Annotated in this window: 17 protein-coding genes; 9 read left to right on the forward strand and 8 right to left on the reverse strand. The window is 59.7% G+C overall.

Annotated elements, in window-relative coordinates:
* Nucleotides 1–96 precede the first annotated feature (96 nt).
* The 8 genes from ppsA (at nucleotide 97) to ACYZT7_RS11075 (ending at nucleotide 8,151) form a co-directional block, all read left to right on the forward strand.
* Nucleotides 97–2,472: a phosphoenolpyruvate synthase gene (ppsA, locus tag ACYZT7_RS11040; RefSeq protein ID WP_462041044.1), complete on the forward strand. Its 2,376-nt coding sequence runs from the start codon at nucleotides 97–99 to the stop codon at nucleotides 2,470–2,472.
* A gap of 96 nt (nucleotides 2,473–2,568) precedes the next feature.
* On the forward strand, nucleotides 2,569–3,558 hold the full coding sequence (locus ACYZT7_RS11045; protein WP_462041045.1) for an alpha/beta fold hydrolase: 990 nt from the start codon (nucleotides 2,569–2,571) through the stop codon (nucleotides 3,556–3,558).
* 121 nt (nucleotides 3,559–3,679) lie between these two features.
* On the forward strand, nucleotides 3,680–4,171 hold the full coding sequence (rraA, locus tag ACYZT7_RS11050; RefSeq protein WP_462041046.1) for a ribonuclease E activity regulator RraA: 492 nt from the start codon (nucleotides 3,680–3,682) through the stop codon (nucleotides 4,169–4,171).
* A 26-nt stretch (nucleotides 4,172–4,197) separates the two neighbouring features.
* Nucleotides 4,198–5,193, forward strand: a complete 996-nt coding sequence (locus tag ACYZT7_RS11055) for a zinc transporter ZntB (protein WP_462041047.1) — start codon at nucleotides 4,198–4,200, stop codon at nucleotides 5,191–5,193.
* Nucleotides 5,194–5,256: 63 nt separating this feature from the next.
* Nucleotides 5,257–5,505, forward strand: a complete 249-nt coding sequence (locus ACYZT7_RS11060) for a hypothetical protein (RefSeq protein WP_045060997.1) — start codon at nucleotides 5,257–5,259, stop codon at nucleotides 5,503–5,505.
* Between the two features lie 2 nt (nucleotides 5,506–5,507).
* On the forward strand, nucleotides 5,508–6,332 hold the full coding sequence (locus ACYZT7_RS11065; RefSeq protein WP_008027407.1) for a mechanosensitive ion channel family protein: 825 nt from the start codon (nucleotides 5,508–5,510) through the stop codon (nucleotides 6,330–6,332).
* Nucleotides 6,333–6,418: 86 nt separating this feature from the next.
* On the forward strand, nucleotides 6,419–7,009 hold the full coding sequence (gene sigX / locus ACYZT7_RS11070) for an RNA polymerase sigma factor SigX (protein ID WP_449644329.1): 591 nt from the start codon (nucleotides 6,419–6,421) through the stop codon (nucleotides 7,007–7,009).
* 107 nt (nucleotides 7,010–7,116) lie between these two features.
* On the forward strand, nucleotides 7,117–8,151 hold the full coding sequence (locus tag ACYZT7_RS11075; RefSeq protein WP_462041048.1) for an OmpA family protein: 1,035 nt from the start codon (nucleotides 7,117–7,119) through the stop codon (nucleotides 8,149–8,151).
* 85 nt (nucleotides 8,152–8,236) lie between these two features.
* Here the strand turns inward: ACYZT7_RS11075 and cobA are convergent, their stop codons facing one another.
* The 8 genes from cobA to ACYZT7_RS11115 form a co-directional block, all read right to left on the reverse strand.
* Nucleotides 8,237–9,001 carry a uroporphyrinogen-III C-methyltransferase gene (gene cobA, locus ACYZT7_RS11080; RefSeq protein WP_462041049.1) on the reverse strand — a complete coding sequence of 255 codons (765 nt, stop codon included), beginning with the start codon at nucleotides 8,999–9,001 and terminating at the stop codon, nucleotides 8,237–8,239.
* A 10-nt stretch (nucleotides 9,002–9,011) separates the two neighbouring features.
* Nucleotides 9,012–11,726 (reverse strand): nitrate reductase, encoded by a 2,715-nt coding sequence (locus ACYZT7_RS11085; protein ID WP_462041050.1) that lies wholly within the window; start codon nucleotides 11,724–11,726, stop codon nucleotides 9,012–9,014.
* Nucleotides 11,726–12,043, reverse strand: a complete 318-nt coding sequence (gene nirD / locus ACYZT7_RS11090; protein WP_008146292.1) for a nitrite reductase small subunit NirD — start codon at nucleotides 12,041–12,043, stop codon at nucleotides 11,726–11,728. Before nirD ends, ACYZT7_RS11085 begins: the two co-directional genes overlap by 1 nt.
* Nucleotides 12,040–14,493 carry a nitrite reductase large subunit NirB gene (gene nirB / locus ACYZT7_RS11095; protein WP_462041051.1) on the reverse strand — a complete coding sequence of 818 codons (2,454 nt, stop codon included), beginning with the start codon at nucleotides 14,491–14,493 and terminating at the stop codon, nucleotides 12,040–12,042. The genes nirD and nirB overlap by 4 nt, the downstream gene beginning before the upstream one ends.
* 293 nt (nucleotides 14,494–14,786) lie before the next feature.
* Nucleotides 14,787–16,454: a protein kinase domain-containing protein gene (locus ACYZT7_RS11100; RefSeq protein ID WP_462041052.1), complete on the reverse strand. Its 1,668-nt coding sequence runs from the start codon at nucleotides 16,452–16,454 to the stop codon at nucleotides 14,787–14,789.
* A 7-nt stretch (nucleotides 16,455–16,461) separates the two neighbouring features.
* Nucleotides 16,462–17,673: a nitrate/nitrite transporter gene (locus tag ACYZT7_RS11105; RefSeq protein WP_462041053.1), complete on the reverse strand. Its 1,212-nt coding sequence runs from the start codon at nucleotides 17,671–17,673 to the stop codon at nucleotides 16,462–16,464.
* A 353-nt stretch (nucleotides 17,674–18,026) separates the two neighbouring features.
* The gene (locus ACYZT7_RS11110; protein WP_008146285.1) at nucleotides 18,027–18,602 is read right to left on the reverse strand and encodes an ANTAR domain-containing response regulator; all 576 of its coding nucleotides are present in this window, start codon (nucleotides 18,600–18,602) and stop codon (nucleotides 18,027–18,029) included.
* Nucleotides 18,603–18,617: 15 nt separating this feature from the next.
* Nucleotides 18,618–19,829: a CmpA/NrtA family ABC transporter substrate-binding protein gene (locus ACYZT7_RS11115; protein WP_462041054.1), complete on the reverse strand. Its 1,212-nt coding sequence runs from the start codon at nucleotides 19,827–19,829 to the stop codon at nucleotides 18,618–18,620.
* A 229-nt stretch (nucleotides 19,830–20,058) separates the two neighbouring features.
* Here ACYZT7_RS11115 and ACYZT7_RS11120 point away from each other — a divergent pair, with 229 nt between their 5' ends.
* Nucleotides 20,059–21,078, forward strand: a complete 1,020-nt coding sequence (locus ACYZT7_RS11120) for a quinone-dependent dihydroorotate dehydrogenase (RefSeq protein WP_462041055.1) — start codon at nucleotides 20,059–20,061, stop codon at nucleotides 21,076–21,078.
* The last annotated feature ends 4 nt before the right edge of the window (nucleotides 21,079–21,082 follow it).

The raw sequence follows: 21,082 nt of genomic DNA on the forward strand, positions 1-21,082 counted from the left end.
TCACTTATTTTCCAGGTCCAGGCCATACAGCCGGCAAACGCTCCCTGTAGCAGCCGGCTTCTGAGCTTTTCCAACACAGTTAGTGGAGAGATCACCTTGGTAGAGTACGTAGTTTCCCTCGATAAGCTCGGCGTCCATGATGTAGAGCACGTGGGGGGCAAGAACGCATCCCTCGGCGAGATGATCAGTAACCTTGCAGGTGCCGGTGTATCGGTGCCCGGTGGCTTCGCCACGACAGCTCAGGCTTATCGTGATTTTCTGGAACTGAGCGGCCTGAACGATCAGATCCATGCCGCCCTCGACGCCCTGGACGTCGATGATGTCAACGCCCTGGCCAAGACCGGCGCCCAGATCCGCCAATGGATCATGGAAGCCGAATTCCCCGAGAAGCTCAACGCCGAGATCCGCACTGCGTTCGCTACGCTGTCGGCCGGCAACCCTGACATGGCCGTGGCCGTGCGCTCTTCCGCTACCGCCGAAGACCTGCCGGACGCTTCCTTCGCCGGTCAGCAGGAAACCTTCCTGAACATCCGTGGTGTCGAAAACGTTATTCGCGCCGCCAAAGAGGTGTTCGCTTCCCTGTTTAACGACCGCGCCATTTCCTATCGCGTGCACCAGGGCTTCGACCACAAGCTGGTGGCCCTGTCGGCTGGCGTGCAGCGCATGGTCCGCTCCGAAACCGGCACCGCCGGCGTGATGTTCACCCTCGATACCGAGTCGGGCTTCCGTGACGTGGTGTTCATCACCGGCGCCTACGGCCTGGGTGAAACCGTCGTGCAAGGCGCGGTGAACCCCGATGAGTTCTACGTCCACAAAGGCACGCTGGCAGCCGGTCGTCCGGCCATCCTGCGTCGCAACCTGGGCAGCAAGGCCATCAAGATGATCTACGGCGAAGTCGCCACGGCCGGTAAATCGGTCAAGACCATCGACGTGGACAAGGCTGATCGCGCACGTTTCTGCCTGAGCGACGCCGAAGTCAGCGAACTGGCCAAGCAAGCGATGATCATCGAGAAGCACTACAAGTGCCCGATGGACATCGAATGGGCCAAAGACGGCGACGACGGCAAGCTCTACATCGTTCAGGCCCGTCCTGAAACCGTGAAGAGCCGCACCTCGGCCAACGTCATGGAACGCTACCTGTTGAAAGAAACCGGCACCGTGCTGGTTGAAGGTCGCGCCATCGGCCAGCGCATCGGCGCCGGCAAGGTGCGGATCATCAAGGACGTGTCCGAGATGGACAAAGTCCAGCCAGGCGACGTTCTGGTCTCCGACATGACCGACCCGGACTGGGAACCGGTCATGAAACGCGCCAGCGCCATCGTCACCAACCGTGGCGGTCGTACCTGCCACGCGGCGATCATCGCTCGGGAGCTGGGCATCCCGGCCGTGGTCGGTTGCGGCAACGCCACCCAGCTGTTGAAAGACGGCCAGGGCGTGACCGTTTCCTGCGCTGAAGGCGATACCGGTTACATCTTCGAAGGTGAACTGGGCTTCGACATCAAGAAAAACTCCGTGGACGCCATGCCTGATCTGCCATTCAAGATCATGATGAACGTCGGCAACCCGGACCGAGCCTTCGACTTCGCACAGCTGCCGAACGCCGGTGTGGGCCTGGCCCGTCTGGAGTTCATCATCAATCGCATGATCGGTGTTCACCCCAAAGCGCTGCTGAACTACGCCGGGCTGCCGCAGGAAATCAAAGACAGCGTCGACAAGCGCATTGCCGGCTACGACGATCCGGTCGGTTTCTATGTTGAGAAGCTGGTTGAAGGCATCAGCACCCTGGCAGCTGCGTTCACGCCGAAAAAGGTCATCGTGCGTCTGTCGGACTTCAAGTCCAACGAGTACGCGAACCTGATCGGCGGCAAGCTCTACGAGCCGGAAGAAGAAAACCCGATGCTGGGCTTCCGCGGCGCCTCGCGTTACATCAGCGAAGCGTTCCGTGACTGCTTCGAACTCGAATGCCGTGCCCTCAAGCGCGTGCGCAACGAGATGGGCCTGACCAACGTCGAGATCATGGTGCCATTCGTCCGCACCTTGGGCGAAGCCAGCCAAGTCATCGACCTGTTGGCGGAGAACGGTCTGAAGCGCGGCGAAAACGGCCTGCGCATCATCATGATGTGCGAACTGCCGTCCAACGCGATCCTTGCGGAAGAATTCCTCGAGTTCTTCGACGGTTTCTCCATCGGCTCCAACGACCTGACTCAGCTGACACTGGGTCTGGACCGTGACTCCGGGATCATCGCTCACCTGTTCGACGAGCGTAATCCGGCGGTCAAGAAGCTGCTGGCCAACGCCATCGCCGCGTGCAACAAGGCTGGCAAGTACATCGGCATTTGCGGTCAGGGCCCTTCGGACCACCCTGATCTGGCCAAATGGCTGATGGAACAGGGTATCGAAAGCGTTTCGTTGAACCCCGATTCCGTACTGGAAACCTGGTTCTTCCTGGCTGAAGGTCAGGCTCCGGCTTGATGGTGTGAGTGAAAGGGCCGATCAATGATCGGCCCTTTTAGAGATTCAAGTAGGGCGGGCTCCTCTGGAAGCCGCCCTTTTTTGTGCAAGAGCATTATGCAAAGCAGCAGCAACCTATTTCCTGTCGCCCTGATCAGCGCCGAGCGGCGCGGCGATCTGAGCGAAGACGTCTATCGTCTGAAACCCGGCAACAGCCCTGACGGCACCGTCGAACTGGCTGTGACGCGCCTGGGCATGGCGGATGGCTCAGACGCGCGTGGCGTTCCGGTTATTTTGCTTCACGGCAGCTTTTCCAATCGTCGGTTCTGGTTTTCCCCGAAGGGGCTTGGACTGGGCGCCTACCTGACGCGTCTGGGATTCGATGTATGGATTCCCGAAATGCGTGGCCACGGCCTGTCCCAGCGTAACCAGAACTACCGCAAGAACCGTGTCGCCGACTACGCGCGTTACGATTTGCCGGCCATTGGCGCGTTCGTGCGCGAGCAGAGCGGCCAGATCCCGCACTGGATCGGTCACTCGCTGGGCGGGATTACCCTGGCGGCGGCATTGGGTGGTGAGTACATCGGCGAGCCGGTGGTGGCTTCCGCGGCGTTTTTCGGTACGCAAGTCAGCCGCACCTATTGGCCGTTGAAAATTCCGCCGGTGGAGTGGAGCGGGCGCTTCATTCTCAAACGCTTTGCCCAGTTGTCCGGTTCACGGCTCAAGCGCGGCCCGGAGGACGAGCCCATTGGCCTGGCCCTGGAAAGCATGCGCTGGTATGGCCTGTTCGGGCGCTTCGGCGATGCCGACAAGGATTGGTGGGCCGGATTGGCCGACGTTCAGTTACCGGTATTGGCCGTGAGTGCCGCCGGTGACCATCAGGACCCGACCTGGGCTTGTCGCAAGCTGTTCGATCAGGTGGGTTCCGAGCATAAGCAATTCATCAGCCTGGGTCGCGAGCAGGGCTTTGGCGATAATTTCGGTCATGTGGAGATGCTCGTCAGCAAAGCCGCCCAGACTGAAGTCTGGCCGCTGGTGGCGCGTTGGTTGGCAGATCAGCAAACGCCATTGCTGGGTGGAAAACCGGATCTGGCTGCGGCGGTCTGAGCCTGATGCTCTAACAAGGGCATTTCGCTCCGTTCGGCTTGCGGCTAAGATATGACGCATTGAGCTTTTCTGGTCACTTTGCGACATCCTCGATTGTCTTCCTCTCTACAGGAGTTTCTCGATGAACCATTACATCACGCCTGACCTTTGCGACGCCTATCCGGAGCTGGTTCAGGTGCTGGAACCGATGTTCAGCAATTTCGGCGGCCGTGATTCTTTCGGCGGCGAAATCGTGACCATCAAATGTTTCGAAGACAATTCGCGGGTCAAGGAGCAGGTCGAGCTCGAGGGGAATGGCAAGGTGCTGGTGGTCGACGGTGGCGGTTCCCTGCGTCATGCGTTGCTGGGTGACATGCTGGCCGAGAAAGCCGCGAAAAACGGTTGGGAAGGGTTGGTGATCTACGGTTGCATCCGCGACGTAGATATCATCGCGCAGACCGATCTGGGCGTTCAGGCCCTGGCCAGCCACCCGAGGAAATCCGACCGGCGCGGGCTCGGCGATCTCAACGTTGCGGTCACGTTTGCCGGTGTGACGTTCCACCCGGGCCACTACCTCTATGCGGACAATAACGGCGTGATCATCTCGCCAAGTCCGCTGAAGATGCCTGAATAAAGCGCTACACCAACAAAGGGGTGAGGATGTTCGAGGAAGAAAACGCGCAGTGGGGGCTGGTGCATGCCCTGGTGCTGGACGGTAAAGGCAGTGCGCGTTCGATAGCCCGGACTGAACTCGATGACTTGCAGCTGCAGGCCCATGAAAGCCTGTGGCTGCATTGGGATCGCAGTCATCCGCAAACCCAGACCTGGTTGCGAAAAACCAGCGGTCTGAGCGAATTCAGCTGTGATCTTTTACTTGAAGAGAACACCCGTCCGCGTCTTTTACAGCTTCCGGACAGCGAACTGCTGCTATTTTTGCGAGGGGTCAACCTGAACCCGGGTGCCGAGCCGGAAGACATGGTCTCGGTGCGGATTTTTGCGTCGGCCCAGCGGGTTATTTCTCTGCGTTTGCGTCCGTTGCGCGCCACCGATGAGTTGCTGGTGCAGCTCGCCGAAGGTAAAGGACCGAAAACTGCGTCAGAACTCATCCTTTATATGGCGCAATACCTCACCAACAAGTTGCAGGATCTGGTCAGTTGCCTCTCGGAAGTGGTCGATGAGGAAGAAGAAAAGCTGGATACCGACGAACGGTACACACCCGAGCACGGCGCCGTTTTGCAGATCCGTCGCAGGGCTGCCGCACTGAAACGTTTCCTTGCGCCGCAGCGGGATATTTTTGGTCAGCTGACACGGATAAAACTGCCTTGGTTCGTCGAAGGCGACGGTGATTACTGGAACGAATTGAACAACAGCCTGACCCGATATCTCGAAGAGCTGGAATTGACCCGGGAGCGGGTGGGGCTGGTCCTCGAGGCCGAAGATAGACGTTTGAGCGTGCGAATGAACCGCACGATGTACCGCTTCGGGATCATCACCGGGATCTTTTTGCCGATGAGTTTTCTGGCGGGACTTCTGGGCATCAATGTCGGCGGGATTCCGTTCTCTGCAAGCCCCTATGGCTTCCTGATCGCGTGCCTGATGATGGTCTCGGTGGCGCTGGGGCAGTGGTGGTTATTCCGACGTTTGCGCTGGGTCTGAGGGTGAGGCATGTGACCCGAGCAAATTTGACCGCGTCTTTCACAGACATCACGAGAGGTGCGTATGCACGATCCGTTTGAACAGTCTTTGCGTGACATGCTCAAGGCATCACCGTCCACCCGGGACGATGATGCGTGCCTGGGGCGTGTACTGAAAACCGCCAACCGTCAGGTCGGCGCCGGTGATCTGTTCAGTCTGCTGGGCCGTTGGCTGCCCGCGCTGATGATTGCCCTCAACAACGGCTCGGCCCACGTCTCGCCGGTATCCCGCCACCGTAAACCTACCGTTCGCACTGCTGATAAGGCTGATTGAATATGGAACTTGATCTCTGGACTCAGAGCCTCGTCACTGCAATGACTGCGTTATGGACCAAGGTTGCAAATTTCATCCCGAACCTGTTCGGCGCACTGGTTGTGCTGCTGTTGGGTTTCGTCGTGGCGAAACTTTTGGATACTTTGTTGTCCAAGTTGCTCGCCAAGCTGGGACTTGATCGCCTGATGGGCGGTACCGGTCTGACTAAATTGCTGTCCCGGGCCGGCCTTCAAGTGCCGATCTCGACGTTGATCGGCAAGATCGTCTATTGGTTCGTTCTGCTGATTTTTCTGGTTTCGGCCGCAGAATCCCTTGGACTTGAGCGAGTTTCGGCTACGCTTGACATGCTTGCGCTGTATTTGCCGAAAGTGTTCGGCGCCGCGCTGGTGCTGCTGGTGGGTGTATTGCTCGCGCAACTGGCCAATGGGCTGGTGCGTGGGGCGGCGGAGGGCGTAGGGCTGGATTACGCTGCGGGTCTGGGGCGAATTGCCCAGGGCCTGGTAATTATCATCAGTATTTCGGTCGCAATCAGCCAGTTGGAGGTCAAGACTGACCTGCTCAACCATGTGATTGTGATCGTATTGATTACCGTTGGTCTGGCGGTTGCGCTGGCCATGGGGTTGGGAAGCCGGGAAATTGCCGGTCAGATTCTTGCGGGAATCTATGTGCGTGAGTTGTATCAGGTTGGGCAGCAAGTGCGTGTTGGCGAGGTCGAAGGTCAGATCGAAGAGATCGGCACGGTTAAAACCACATTGCTGACCGATGAGGGTGAGCTAGTCTCTCTCTCCAATCGGATTCTCCTGGAGCAGCATGTGAGTAGCCGCTAATCCGGCAAACCCTGCTAATGTATGCCGCCGCAAAGTGCCCTGAAAGGGCGCGGCGGACATTGACCTGACTGTCGGCCCGACTTGTTTTGAATAAAGCTCAATCGCTGTCCACGCGCTACGACCCCCGCGAGCTCTCTGATGAGGAGTTGGTCGCGCGCTCGCATACCGAGCTGTTTCACGTAACGCGCGCCTATGAAGAACTGATGCGGCGTTACCAGCGAACATTATTTAACGTTTGTGCGCGATATCTTGGGAACGATCGTGATGCAGACGATGTCTGTCAGGAAGTGATGTTGAAGGTGCTGTATGGCCTGAAGAACTTCGAAGGTAAATCGAAGTTCAAGACGTGGCTATATAGCATCACGTACAACGAATGCATCACGCAGTATCGGAAAGAACGGCGAAAGCGTCGCTTGATGGATGCTTTGAGTCTGGACCCCCTCGAGGAAGCGTCTGAAGAAAAGGCGCCGAAACCTGAGGAAGCGGGTGGACTTGATCGCTGGTTGGTGTATGTGAACCCGATTGACCGTGAAATTCTGGTGCTACGATTTGTCGCAGAGCTGGAATTTCAAGAGATCGCGGATATCATGCACATGGGTTTGAGTGCGACAAAAATGCGTTACAAACGTGCTCTAGATAAATTGCGTGAGAAATTTGCAGGCATTGCTGAAACTTAGTTCGGCGCAAATATCTCTTACGTGTAGGCAAGTTCTGATAGACTTGCCGCCGAGTTGTCCCCCGGTTTGCGGGACTGCTTCACAATCACCAGATGGGGATTTAACGGATGAAACTGAAAAACACCTTGGGCTTGGCCATTGGTTCTTTGATTGCCGCCACTTCGTTCGGCGCTCTGGCACAAGGCCAAGGCGCAGTTGAAATCGAAGGCTTCGCCAAGAAAGAACAATTCGACAGCGCTCGTAACTTCAAGAACAACGGCAACCTCTTCGGTGGTTCGGTTGGTTACTTCCTGACCGACGACGTTGAACTGCGTCTGGCCTACGACGAAGTGCATAACGTGCGTTCCGACGACGGTCGTAACATCAAGGGCGCTAATACCGCTCTGGACGCTCTGTACCACTTCAACAACCCGGGCGACATGCTGCGTCCGTACGTATCGGCTGGCTTCTCCGATCAAAGCATCGGCCAGAATGGCAAAAGCGGTCGTAACGGTTCCACCTTCGCCAACGTTGGCGGCGGTGCCAAGCTGTACTTCACCGACAACTTCTACGCCCGTGCCGGCGTTGAAGCTCAATACAACATCGACCAGGGCGACACCGAGTGGGCTCCAAGCGTCGGTATCGGTGTGAACTTCGGTGGCGGCTCCAAGCCTGCTGCTGCTCCAGTTCCAGCACCAGCCGAAGTCTGCTCCGACAGCGACAACGATGGCGTGTGCGACAACGTTGACAAGTGCCCGGACACCCCAGCCAACGTAACTGTTGACGCTGATGGCTGCCCAGCAGTTGCTGAAGTTGTTCGTGTTGAGCTGGACGTGAAATTCGACTTCGACAAGTCGGTAGTTAAGCCTAACAGCTACGGCGACATCAAAAACCTCGCTGACTTCATGAAGCAGTACCCATCCACCAGCACTACTGTTGAAGGTCACACTGACTCCGTCGGTCCTGACGCTTACAACCAGAAACTGTCCGAGCGTCGTGCAAACGCCGTTAAGCAAGTTCTGACCAACCAGTACGGTGTTGAATCGACCCGCGTTCAGTCTGTTGGCTACGGCGAATCCCGCCCAGTTGCTGACAACGCTACTAAAGCTGGCCAAGCTGTAAACCGTCGCGTAGAAGCGTCGGTAGAAGCTAACGCTAAGTAATTAGTTCGCAGCTCTGAAAAGCCCGGCTTAGGCCGGGCTTTTCTTTGTCTGCGATTTGGTGAGGGCAGGGTTGAAACAGCGAGACTCAGGCTGACTGATTGACTGCATTCGCGGGGAAATCAGCTACCGACAGGGATACTTCTGTACAGGCCGCGACCGCGCCGATGACCAGGATTGCCGGACTCTTCAGCTCAAAGGCGTAGGCATCTTCTTCCATCGCTGTCAGATCGCTCCGACATTCCCGTTGGTGTGGCAGGGAAGCATTTTCAATCATCGCCACCGGTGTATCCGCCGCCATTCCGCCGGCCAGCAGCTGCTCACGAATCTCGCTCAGTTTTGCAACACCCATATACACCACCAGCGTCGTGCCACCTTGCGCCAGGGCTTGCCAGTTCAAGCTGCTGCCATCCTGAGTGTGGGCGGTGACCAGCGTCACGCCCCGCGCGACGCCCCGCAGGGTCAAGGGAATATCGCATTGCGTTGCGCCGGCAAGCCCGGCTGTGATGCCGTTGACCAGCTCAACCTCGACGCCGCGTTCACGCAGCCACTGTGCCTCTTCACCGCCACGGCCGAAAATGCACGGATCACCGCCCTTTAGCCGCACCACGCATTTACCGTGGCGGGTATAACGCAGCATCAGGCGATGAATGAACGCCTGAGGCGTAGAGCGACAGCCGCCGCGCTTGCCCACGGGAATGATCCGCGCCTGCGGGCAATGCTCCAGCACCGCGTCGTTGACCAGGTCATCGATCAGCACCACATCCGCTTCTCTCAACGCTCGCACAGCCTTGAGGGTCAACAATTCCGGATCCCCAGGGCCCGCACCCACCAGCCAGACTTTTGCGCTCATAGTGTTTTCCTCACGAGGTGACGGCGATCGGCTGCGCTGTGGCGGCCAGCAAACGCTTGATTTCCGGGACGCAGGAACCGCATTGCGTGCCGCAGCCTAATTCTTGTTTCAAACCCTGCAGATCCAGGCCGCGACTAATGCCTGCGCAGACCGCGCTCTGGCTGACGTTTTTGCAGTTGCACAGGATTTTGTTACCGGCGGCCGGTGTAATGGCGTTGCCCGGTGGTGCGCTCAGCGGTGCCAGCAGCCAGCGCCGCAGTTGTTCATCGGCGCGACCTTCGAGCCACAGGCTTTGCAGCCAGTGTTGGGCGAGGGTTTCGCCGGCCAGACGAATCGCGGTGATCCGACCGTTCTCGATCCGCACGCGTTTGCCGATGGAGCGCCGTGGGTCGTCGTAAGCCAAAACCGGGCCGTCGTTGAGCCCTAGGCATTGATCGATATCACGCAGCAGTTGCGGATCTGGCGCGCCGGTGCTGGCAGCGCGTATCAGCAGCGCGGGGCGTTCACGGCCAGCCAAGCTGAGGCTAACGTAGGAAAACGCCTCACAGAGCGGTCGTAGCGTCTCAAAATGCTGTTGAACATCACCCTCGATCAGGGCGAAAAGGTTCCACGGCAGTTGCACCGATTCGAGGCGCACGCCGCTGTGCTTGAGTTCGGGTTGTTTCGACAATGGGTCGAAAGCCGGTTGGGTGAGTGCATTTACGCCACCCTTGAGGAAGCGGTCACCCCAATGCATGGGGAGAAAGGCCTGGCCCGGGCGCACGCTGTCGTCGCTGCCGACGGCGACAATCACCGCGCCACGGCGACTTTTCAGGCTGACCAGGTCGCCCGATTGCAGCCGATGCCGACGCAGTTCATCCGGGTGCAGACTCAACACTGCTTCGCTGACGTGGCCGAATAGCTGCGCGGCGGTGCCGGTGCGGCTCATGCCGTGCCATTGATCCCGCAGGCGGCCAGTGATCAGGGTCAGCGGGAAGCGCGCATCGCGTTGTTCCTTGGCGGCGCGATACGGGTCGGCCACGAATTGCGCACGTCCACTGGCAGTCGGGAAAATCCCGTCCAGGTACAGCCGAGCCGTGCCTTCGCTGGCACCCGTGGGGAAGGGCCATTGTTGAGGGCCGAGGCGGTCGATCAGCTCGTGACTGATGCCGGACAAGTCCAGATCACGCCCGCGGGTCAGTTGTTTGTACTCATCGAAGACGTGCGCCGGCGTTTCAAAGGTAAACAGGCTGGTTTGCCCCGGACGCAGATGTTTTTCCAGGCGTTGTGCGAAATCTACGGTGATCGCCCAGTCGGAGCGTGCTTCGCCCGGTGCGACGATGGCTCGACGAACGTGGGAAATGCGCCGCTCGGAGTTCGTCACCGTGCCGTCCTTTTCGCCCCAACTGGCGGCGGGCAGCAACAGGTCAGCGAACGCTGCGGTTTCGGTGGTGCGAAAGGCTTCCTGCAGCACCACGAACGGACAGGCTTGCAGTGCCGCGCGCACGGCGGTTTGATCTGGCATTGACTGCGCGGGGTTGGTGCAAGCGATCCACAGCGCCTTGATTTTCCCGCTACGCACCTGCTCGAACAGTTCAATGGCGGTTAGCCCGGTGTTCTCGGGGAGTTGGTCAACGCCCCAATAGGCGGCCACTTCCGCGCGATGTTCAGCATTGGCGGCTTCGCGATGGCCTGGCAGCAGGTTCGACAAACTGCCGGTTTCCCGACCCCCCATGGCATTCGGCTGACCGGTCAGCGAGAAAGGTCCTGCGCCGGGACGGCCGATTTGCCCGGTGGCCAGGTGCAGGTTGATCAGTGCGCTGTTCTTTGCGCTACCAGCGGTGGACTGGTTCAGCCCCATGCACCACAGCGACAGAAAACTCTTCGAGGTGCCGACCCATTTGGCGCATTGCTGCAGTTGCTCGACGCTGATCCCGCAGAGCTGCGAAACCATCTGCGGCGTGTAATCGCGCACCAGGTTCTTCAGTTCGGCCAAGCCTTCGGTGTGGGCCTTGATGAAGTCGCGGTCGACCCAGTCTTCCCACAACAGCAGGTGCAAAATCCCATGGAACAAGGCGACATCGGTGCCTGGCAGAATCGCCAGGTGCAGGTCAGCCAAATCGCAGGTGTCAGTACGACGCGGGTCGATGGCGATGACTTTCATCTGCGGCCGGCGGGATTTCGCTTCCTCCAGTCGACGGAAAAGTATCGGGTGGGCGTAGGCCATGTTGCTGCCGACGATCATCACGCAGTCGCTCAATTCCAGGTCTTCGTAGCTGCACGGCGGTGCGTCAGCGCCCAGGCTGCGCTTGTAACCGACCACCGCCGAAGACATGCACAGGCGCGAATTGCTGTCGATGTTGTTGGTGCCCACCAGCGCTCGCGCCAGTTTGTTGAAGGCGTAGTAATCCTCGGTCAGTAATTGCCCGGAAATGTAGAACGCCACGCTGTCCGGGCCGTGTTCGACGATGGTCTCGGCAAAAACGCTGGCGGCGTGATCGAGGGCGGTGTCCCAGTCGGTGCGGCTACGGGCCAGGCCTTTGCCCAGGCGCAGCTCGGGATACAACGCCCGGGCCGCGAGGTCGCCGGTCAGGTGCAAGGTAGAGCCTTTACTGCACAGTTTGCCGAAGTTGGCCGGGTGGGCCGGATCGCCGCTGACGCCGAGAATGCGCTCGCCGTCATGCTCGATCAGCACGCCGCAGCCGACCCCGCAATAGCAGCAGGTGGAAGCGGTGATCTGGTTCATCAGCTTGCTTCCCGCAGGGCCAGCAACACCCGGCCATTCTCGACCCGTGCTGAATGGTGGTGAGCGCAACCGATGTCCGGGGCCTGGGCTTCGCCGGTTTCCAGGTCGATCTGCCAGTTATGCAGCGGGCAGGCGACCCGTTTGCCGTAGATCAAACCTTGGGACAGTGGCCCGCCCTTGTGCGGGCAGCGGTCATCGAGTGCGAAAACCTCATCGTCGCTGGTACGAAAAATCGCGATGTCGCCTTTCGGGCCGGCGATGATCCGCGAGCCGAGGGCATTGATTTCTTCCAGTGCGCAGATATCCAGCCAGTTCATGCCGACACCTCCAGGTTCTTCACTGCGATGACGTCGAATTCTTTCTTCAGCAGCGGTTGTTCCAGGCGTTCCTTCCACGGGTCCTGTTCGAACGACAAGGAGAATTGCAAGCGATCGTTGAGCGCCTTGCGCCGCTCCGGGTCTTCCAGCACGGCTTTCTTGATGTGTTCCATGCCGACCCGTTGCAGGTAGTGCACGGTGCGTTCGAGGTAGAAAGCTTCTTCGCGATAGAGCTGCAGGAACGCGCCGTTGTATTCACGCACTTCTTCGGCGGTCTTGAGCTTGACGAAGAATTCCGCGACTTCGGTTTTGATCCCACCGTTGCCACCGATGTACATCTCCCAGCCCGAATCCACACCGATAATTCCGACGTCCTTGATGCCCGCTTCCGAACAGTTGCGTGGGCAACCGGAGACGGCCAGTTTCACTTTGTGCGGCGACCACATGTTGAACAGGTCGTGCTCAAGCTCGATGCCCAGTTGCGTGGAATTTTGCGTACCGAAGCGGCAGAACTCGCTGCCGACGCAGGTCTTCACGGTGCGGATGGATTTGCCGTAGGCGTGGCCGGACGGCATGTCGAGATCCTTCCAGACGCCCGGCAGGTCCTGCTTCTTGATCCCCAGCAAATCGATACGCTGGCCGCCGGTGACCTTGACCATTGGCACGTTGTATTTGTCGGCCACGTCGGCAATGCGCCGCAGTTCCGAAGGATTGGTCACACCGCCCCACATCCGTGGGACTACAGAGTAAGTGCCATCTTTCTGAATGTTGGCGTGGGCCCGTTCATTGATCAGGCGCGATTGCGGATCGTCCTTGGCTTCGCCCGGCCAGGTGGAAATCAGGTAGTAGTTGAGCGCCGGACGGCACGTGGCGCAGCCGTTCGGCGTGCGCCAGTTCAAATAGCTCATGGTGCCGGCGATGGTCAGCAGATGCTGCTCGCGGATGGCCTGGCGGATTTGCCCGTGGTTGAGGTCGCTGCAACCGCAGATGGCTTTTTCGCTTTTCGGTTTGACGTCTGCTGCGCCGCCCACGGTGTTGATCAGGATCTGTTCCACCAAGCCGGCGCAGGAGCCGCAGGAGCTGGCAGCTTTTGTGTGTTTCTTGACGTCGTCGACGCTGAACAACCCGTGTTCCTGAATCGCCTTGACGATGGTGCCTTTGCACACGCCGTTGCAGCCGCAGACTTCGGCGGTGTCGGCCATGCTCATGGCTTTGTCCTGGCCCTGGTGTCCTACATCGCCCAAGGCGTTTTCACCAAACATCAGGTGATCGCGGATCTCGTCGATGGCGTGGTTCTCACGGATCTGCCGGAAATACCAGCCACCGTCTGCCGTATCGCCGTACAGACAGGCCCCGACCAGCACGTCATCCTTGATCACCAGTTTTTTGTAGACCCCGCCGATCGGGTCGGAGAGGGTGATGGTTTCGGTGCCTTCGCCGCCCATGAAGTCGCCGGCGGAGAACAGGTCGATGCCGGTGACTTTTAATTTGGTCGACGTTACCGAGCCCTTGTAAGTGGCGAAGCCCAATTGAGCGAGGTGGTTGGCGCAGACCTTGGCCTGTTCGAACAGCGGCGCCACCAGGCCGTAAGCGATGCCGCGGTGACTGGCGCATTCGCCGATGGCGTAGATGCGTGGGTCGTAGGTTTGCAGGGTGTCGTTGACCAGAATCCCGCGGTTGCAAGGGATGCCGGATTTTTCCGCGAGTTCGGTGTTGGGGCGAATACCCGCGGCCATCACCACCAGGTCGGCGGGGATGATGTCGCCATTCTTGAACTCAACCGAACCGACCCGGCCATTGCCGGCATCGTGCAGGGCCTGGGTTTGCTCGCAAAGACGAAAGTGCAGGCCACGGGCTTCCAGGGCGGTTTGCAGCAACTGGCCGCTGGTTTTGTCCAGTTGCCGTTCCAGCAGCCACTCACCGATGTGCACCACAGTGACGTGCATGCCGCGCAGCATCAGGCCGTTGGCGGCTTCCAGGCCGAGCAGGCCGCCACCGATCACAACGGCGTGCTTGTGGGTTTTCGCGGTGTCGATCATTACCTGGGTATCGGCGATGTCGCGGTAGCCGATCACGCCGTGCAAGGTGTTGCCGGGAATCGGCAGGATGAATGGGGTCGAGCCGGTGGCGATCAGCAGGCGATCGTATTCGGCCTCGCTGCCGTCTTCGGCGATTACCCGGCGTTTGACCCGATCGATCTCCACCACTTTGCGGTTCAACATCAGCTTGATGTTGTTGTCCAGGTACCAGTCCAGATCGTTCAGCACGATGTCTTCAAAGGTCTGTTCACCGGCCAGCACGGGCGACAGCAGGATGCGGTTGTAGTTGGTATGGGGTTCGGCGCCGAAGACCGTGATGTCGTACAGCTCATTGCTCAGCTTGAGCAGCTCTTCCAGGGTACGAACCCCGGCCATGCCGTTGCCGATCATCACCAGTTTTAGTTTTTTCATCAGGTTCTCCGGGGAGCTCAGACCCGCCTCATCAGGGCTTTCAGGTCTTGCTCGACAAATTTTGCGCAAACAAAAAAAGGCGTCCCGCTAGTTGCCTAGCGAGGACGCCTTTGTCCTGGTCCCGTTCTCTCGGGAAGCGCATCCTTCGTCGTTGAAGGCTGGGCTTTATAGTTGATGAGAGAGGTAATGCAGTGGTTGTGCCAAGTTCCTCAGAGTCCCGAGTTTGTTGGGTTTGGTCGCGGTCTAAAAGCGAAGGGTGTGATTTATTGCACCGAATCAAAGCGCCTTGCCCGTTAATGGAGCGCCACAACCAACAGCACCAGATTCAAAAGCAATGACGCCAGCGCCAAGGTCCGCCAGACCTTCAATGGCTCGCGCTCAAGCAACGGTCTGGGTCGCACGCTCAAACTGTGTCGTTCACCCTGTTCCAGCAGCAACAACCATTCTTCCGCCGTTTCAAATCGTTGACCCGGATCCACCGTCACGGCGCGCTCCAGACTTTGCGCGATCCATTCCGGCAGGTCGGGTCGATAGCGATTGGCGCTGACAGGAACCCCAAACCGGGGGCGTTGGAAGGCTTCGATTTCGCCATAGGGATAATGCCCGGTGAGCAGGAAGTACAAGGTCACGCCGACGGCATACAGGTCCTGTTGCGGTGTTGGTGCTTCCCCGCGAAAGGCTTCCGGCGCGATATAGCTGGGCGTTCCGGGCAGGGCAGAAGGTTGATCTTCGGACAGGCCGGGGCAGTAGGCGAGACCGAAGTCGAGCAGGCGTAATTCGCCGTCGTCCCCCAGCAGCAGGTTCTCCGGTTTGATATCGCGATGGAGAATTTGCCGTCGATGCAGCATGCCAACGGCTCGCAGCAGGCGTTCGGCCAGATCCTGCCATTGCGGCAGAGGCAGCGGTCCGACATCTACGTGCAGCGCAGCCAACGTAGATCCGGAATATTCGCGCATCACGTAGTACAGATGCTGACGCTGACTGGCGGCATGGACTTCAGGGAAATGCCGGCCGGCCACGCGCTTGAGAAACCATTCTTCCGACAGCAACGCTTGCCCGGCCAAGTGATCGTCGCGCAGCGCACTGGGCAAGGTTTTCAACAGCCAGGGTTGTTGTTGCCCATCGCGTACCCGATAGAGCAACGACTGCTGGCTCTGAGCGAGTATGCCTTCGACTTGCCAGCCCTCGAATGTTTGACCCGGTTTCAGTGCTGGCGGCAGCGGCCATTGCTGCAAATGAATCAACGCATCGCCGATGCTCGTTTCACCGAGGGCATCGACCCGCACCAGCAAGGCGCTGGCGTTGTCCTGGCTGCCGGCCAGATGCGCCGCACTGACCAAGGTCTGCGCCGCGCTGTTCAGATTCGGTTGATCGCGCAGAATTGCCGCAATCGCGGTGTCGCCCAGCACGGCCCAAATGCCGTCGCTGAGCAGTACGAAACTTTCGTTCAGCCGCAGTTCGCCATCGAGAAAATCCAGCACCAAATGCTGATCGAGCCCCAGCGCACGTTTGAGCACATGCTGCATGCCCGGCTGGTCCCAGACGTGATCCTCGCTGACCCGTTGCAAGGTGTCGGCATGCCAGCGATAAACCCGGCAATCTCCAACATGGGCCAAGGTAAAACGCCTACCGCGCATCACCAAAGCACTGACAGTGGTGAGCAACGGTTGCCCACCACCATTGGCCTGCAACCAGCGATTTTGTGCCAGCAGCAGGCGATCCAATGCCTGCGCGACGCCCCAGGTTTCCGGTGTAGCGTAGTAATCCAGCGCCAGGGCCTGCAACGTCGAGCGGGCGGCGAGACCGCCATCAGCGCACTGGCTGACACCATCGGCGATGGCGAACAGGTAACCCTTGCTCGCCGCCAGCGCCGGGGCCGGGGTCACCAGGCGCAGGGCGTCCTGATTCTCCTCGCGAGGGCCGATGGCGCTGGCTTCGGCAAAACTCAGTTGCAGGCTCATTGAGGCGTCAGACCCGAGCAGCGGTCACGGCTGCCGAACCCCACGTGGTTCTCCAGCGACGTTTCACGCCGTGCAGACCGAACCAGGCCAGAACGCCAAGACTGGCGAACAACCACAAGGCCAGTTGATAACTGCCGGTGCTTTGCTTGATCGCGCCCATGCCCGCTGCCAGTGCAAACCCACCGATCCCGCCGGCCATACCGATCAAACCGGTCATCACACCGATCTCCCGACGAAAACGCTGTGGCACCAATTGGAAAACTGCGCCGTTACCTGCACCCAAACCGAGCATGGTGCAGACGAAAAGTGCCAGTGCCGCGTAGGAACTCGGCAGATTGAAACCTACCACCGCAATACATATCGCCGCCACCGTGTACATCCCCAGCAGGGTGCGAATGCCACCGAAACGGTCGGCCAGAGCGCCGCCCAACGGACGCATCAAACTGCCGCCGAACACGCAGGCTGCGGTGTAATAGCCGGCAGTCACCGGGCTGAGGCCATATTGGTCGTTGAAATAGCCGGGCAGAGCGCTGGCCAGACCAATGAAGCCGCCGAAGGTCACGCTGTAGAAAAACATGAACCACCAGCTGTCGCGGTCGCCCAAGGCCTTGAAGTAGTCGGACATGGACTTGGCTTTTGGCCGCTCAGGCGCGTTTTTGGCCAACCAGGCGAAGATGATGATCGTCAGAATCAGCGGAATCAGGGCGAAGCCGAACACGTTACTCCACCCAAATGCGGCGGCCAGGACCGGGGCGAGCAGGGCGGCGAACACAGTGCCCGAGTTGCCGGCACCGGCGATGCCCATGGCTTTGCCTTGGTGTTGTGGCGGATACCATTGCGACGCCAGCGGCAGGGCGACGGCGAAGGACGCGCCGGCCATGCCGAGGAACAGGCCCAGCACCAGCGCCTGCTCGTAGCTGTGGATACCGTGTTTCCAGGCGACGAACAGGGCGCAGATGACGATCACCTGGCCAATCAGTCCGGCAGTTTTTGGCGACAGGCGATCAGCCAGCAAGCCCATCACAAAGCGCAGCACGGCCCCGGCCAGAATCGGCGTGGCCACCACCAGCCCGCGCTGTTGGGTGGTCAGGTGCAAGTCGGCGGCGATTTGCACTGCCAGTGGGCCAAGCACGTACCAGACCATGAAACTCAGGTCGAAATAGAGGAAGGCCGCGAACAATGTCGGGGTATGGCCGGATTTCCAGAAGCTTGAATTCATCGCGCACCTCAGCTGTTAGGAGTCTCGAGAAGGAGTCATGAGCTTGCAGGTGGGGCGCCGCATCGGCCGCACCACCGGCCCCGGTCTGTGGGGCCAAAACAAAAAAACGCCGCCACCGGATTCGCCAAAGGGCAAATGAGGTGAGCGACGTCTTTGTCGTAGGTGGGGCAACCGCCGTTGGTTACCTGTAGTGATTACCTAGCGAGATCTGTGCCAACAAGTGAAACCGACGTGCGGCCATTCGCGAGAGCTCGCTCCCACAAGGGAATTGCGTCGAACACAAATCAAGTGTGGGAGCGAGCTTGCTCCGGGCGGCGTTCCGACGATGGCGTCCTATCAGGCGACACAGAGGTTCAGCCAAGCAACTCGCTCATGGCGATGATCTGCTCCGCCACCTGAATCAGCTTCTGCTGCCGGCTCATCGCCTGGCGGCGCATCAGGGTGTAGGCCTCTTCCTCGTTGCAGTCCTTCATCTTCATCAACAGCCCTTTGGCCAGCTCGATGCGCTTGCGCTCGGCCAGTTGCTGGTCACGGGCGTTGAGTTGGGCGCGCAGGGCCTGGTCGCTTTCAAAGCGTGCCATGGCGACGTCGAGAATCGGCTGCAAACGCTGTGCGTGGATGCCTTCGACGATGTAGGCACTGACCCCGGACTTGATCGCCTGACGCATCACATCGGGGTCATGTTCATCGGTAAACATCACAATCGGCCGCGGTTGGTCGCGGCTCACGAGCACCACTTGCTCCATCACATCGCGGCTCGGTGACTCGGTATCGATCAAAATCACATCCGGACGCACCGTTTCGACGCGCGCAGGCAGGTCGATGGTCAGGCCCGACTCGTCGATCACCTCGAACCCGGCTTCGGTCAGCGCCGCCTTCAGGCGACCGACTTTCTTCGCGGTGTCGTTGATCAGCAGGATACGCAACATATTCGCAGTCTCCTGTCAGCGGCTGGCGAGAAGGGGTGAGCTGTCGCTCATGGCGTGCAGCTTGAAGCTGCGGGCATAGCCGGCGGGGTCCAAGCCGTCCCAGACCTTGCCGTCGATCAACTGGCTGCTGCGCATTTCCTGACCCAGGGCGGCTACACCCACCGCCGTGGCGGCCTCTCGATACAAGTCTAGTTGCTGGACCTGACGGGCCACGCCCAGATAGTCCGGGTCATCGCGCAACAAACCCCAGCGGCGGAACTGGGTCATGAACCACATGCCGTCGGACAAGTAAGGCAGGTTGACCTCGCCGTCCGCATGGAAACGCAGGGTGTGCGGATCCTGCCAACGATTACCGAGGCCATCGGCGTAGTCACCGAGCAGCCTCGGCGCGATGCAGTCGAGTGGCGCGTCGAGGTATTCGGGCGCACTCAACAGCTTCGCGGTGCTGCGGCGATTCTCGGTGCTTTCTTCGATGAAGCGGCTGGCTTCGAGAACCGCCATCACCAGCGCCCTTGCGGTGTTGGGGTATTGCTCGACAAAGGCGCGGGTGCAACCGAGGACTTTTTCCGGGTGATCGGGCCAGATGGTCTGGGTGGTTGCCATCGTGAACCCCAGATTTTGCTGCACCGCACTGGCGGACCACGGCTCACCGACGCAGAAGCCGTCGATGCGCCCGGCTTGCAGGTGCGCGACCATTTGCGGCGGCGGCACCACCACGCTGTCGACGTCCTGCAACGGATGAATGCCCTGACTCGCGAGCCAGTAATACAGCCACATGGCGTGAGTGCCCGTAGGAAATGTCTGGGCGAAAGTCAGTTTTGGGCGACTTTGGTGCACGTGCCGGTCGAGTGCTTCAGGACTGGTCACGCCCAGGGCCTGTAAGCCATGGGAGAGATTGATGCTCTGGCCATTCTGATTCAGGCCCATGAGCACCGCCATGTCGGTCGACGCGACACCGCCGATGCCCAAATGCACGGCGTAGATCAAACCGTACAGGCTGTGGGCGGCGTCAAGTTCGCCACTGACCAGTTTGTCCCGCAGGTTGGCCCAGGACGGCTGGCGCTTGAGGTTCAGGGTCAGGCCATAAGGTTGCGCGAAGCCCTGCGTGGCCGCGACCACCAGGGAGGCGCAGTCGCTGAGGGCCATGAAGCCGAGGTTGATTTCGGTCTTTTCCGGGGCATCGCTGCCGTTGACCCAGGCCAGAGGGTTGGCTGGAACTTCAATCATCTGTAAACACCTTCCATAAAAAAGCGCCGTACCGGGCTGCTTGCCAGGGCAAGGCCAAGTGACGACGCCTTTGTCTTTCGACTCATCCCGCCGTTGGCATGAGTGCTGATGTCAGTGACGGTGCAAGGCATATGCCATCGCTCACTGATTTTGTCGCGCGCCTCGCCTGCAACCTCGATGCCCGGCTATAATCGCCGCCACTTTTCGTAGCCCAGAGTCAAAGCCGCCCATGTACACCCTGGCCCGTCAGCTGTTGTTCAAACTTTCCCCGGAAACCTCCCACGATCTGTCCCTGGACCTGATCGGCGCGGGCGGGCGTTTGGGCCTCAACGGCTTGCTGTGCAAGGCACCGGCGAAAATGCCGGTGACCGTCATGGGCCTGGACTTCCCGAACCCGGTAGGTCTGGCGGCCGGTCTGGACAAGAACGGCGCGGCCATCGACGGTTTTGCCCAACTGGGTTTTGGTTTTGTCGAAATCGGCACCATCACCCCGCGTCCGCAGCCGGGCAACCCGAAGCCACGAATTTTCCGTCTGCCGGATGCCGAGGCGATCATCAACCGCATGGGGTTCAACAACCTCGGCGTCGATCATCTGCTGGCCCGAGTGGCGGCGGCCCAGTACAAGGGTGTGCTGGGTATCAATATCGGCAAAAACTTCGATACCCCGGTTGAGCGGGCGGTCGACGACTACCTGATCTGTCTGGACAAGGTCTACGCCCACGCCAGCTACGTGACGGTCAACGTCAGTTCGCCGAATACCCCGGGCCTGCGTAGCCTGCAGTTCGGCGATTCGTTGAAGCAATTGTTGGCTGACCTGGCTACGCGCCGGGCAGAACTGGCGCTGCGCCACGGCAAACATGTCCCACTGGCGATCAAGATTGCGCCGGACATGACCGACGAAGAAACCGCTCAGGTCGCGCAAGCGCTGATCGAAACCGGGATGGACGCGGTGATCGCCACCAACACCACCCTGAGCCGCGTCGGCGTTGAAGGCATGGAGCACGGCGACGAGACGGGCGGTCTGTCCGGCGCACCGGTTCGTGACAAGAGCACCCACACCGTTAAGGTGCTGGCGGCCGAGTTGGCCGGTCGCTTGCCGATCATCGCCGTGGGCGGCATTACCGAAGGCAAGCACGCGGCTGAGAAAATCGCCGCGGGTGCCAGCCTGGTGCAGCTCTATTCCGGCTTCATCTATAAAGGCCCGGCGCTGATTCGTGAGTCTGTAGACGCCATCGCCGCTTTGCGCTGAACTC

The sequence above is a fragment of the Pseudomonas sp. RT4P38 genome, assembly GCF_054897765.1.

Excerpts from the sequence above, each read along its gene's own strand:
- ACYZT7_RS11120 (WP_462041055.1), top strand. The coding sequence starts at position 20,059 with ATGTACACCCTGGCCCGTCAGCTGTTGTTCAAACTTTCCCCGGAAACC.
- ACYZT7_RS11065 (WP_008027407.1), top strand. The coding sequence starts at position 5,508 with ATGGAACTTGATCTCTGGACTCAGAGCCTCGTCACTGCAATGACTGCG.
- ACYZT7_RS11075 (WP_462041048.1), top strand. The coding sequence starts at position 7,117 with ATGAAACTGAAAAACACCTTGGGCTTGGCCATTGGTTCTTTGATTGCC.
- ACYZT7_RS11045 (WP_462041045.1), top strand. The coding sequence starts at position 2,569 with ATGCAAAGCAGCAGCAACCTATTTCCTGTCGCCCTGATCAGCGCCGAG.
- ACYZT7_RS11055 (WP_462041047.1), top strand. The coding sequence starts at position 4,198 with ATGTTCGAGGAAGAAAACGCGCAGTGGGGGCTGGTGCATGCCCTGGTG.
- ACYZT7_RS11085 (WP_462041050.1), bottom strand. The coding sequence starts at position 11,726 with ATGAACCAGATCACCGCTTCCACCTGCTGCTATTGCGGGGTCGGCTGC.
- cobA (WP_462041049.1), bottom strand. The coding sequence starts at position 9,001 with ATGAGCGCAAAAGTCTGGCTGGTGGGTGCGGGCCCTGGGGATCCGGAA.
- ACYZT7_RS11105 (WP_462041053.1), bottom strand. The coding sequence starts at position 17,673 with ATGAATTCAAGCTTCTGGAAATCCGGCCATACCCCGACATTGTTCGCG.
- ACYZT7_RS11110 (WP_008146285.1), bottom strand. The coding sequence starts at position 18,602 with ATGTTGCGTATCCTGCTGATCAACGACACCGCGAAGAAAGTCGGTCGC.
- nirB (WP_462041051.1), bottom strand. The coding sequence starts at position 14,493 with ATGAAAAAACTAAAACTGGTGATGATCGGCAACGGCATGGCCGGGGTT.
- ACYZT7_RS11100 (WP_462041052.1), bottom strand. The coding sequence starts at position 16,454 with ATGAGCCTGCAACTGAGTTTTGCCGAAGCCAGCGCCATCGGCCCTCGC.
- ACYZT7_RS11060 (WP_045060997.1), top strand. The coding sequence starts at position 5,257 with ATGCACGATCCGTTTGAACAGTCTTTGCGTGACATGCTCAAGGCATCA.
- rraA (WP_462041046.1), top strand. The coding sequence starts at position 3,680 with ATGAACCATTACATCACGCCTGACCTTTGCGACGCCTATCCGGAGCTG.
- ACYZT7_RS11115 (WP_462041054.1), bottom strand. The coding sequence starts at position 19,829 with ATGATTGAAGTTCCAGCCAACCCTCTGGCCTGGGTCAACGGCAGCGAT.
- nirD (WP_008146292.1), bottom strand. The coding sequence starts at position 12,043 with ATGAACTGGCTGGATATCTGCGCACTGGAAGAAATCAATGCCCTCGGC.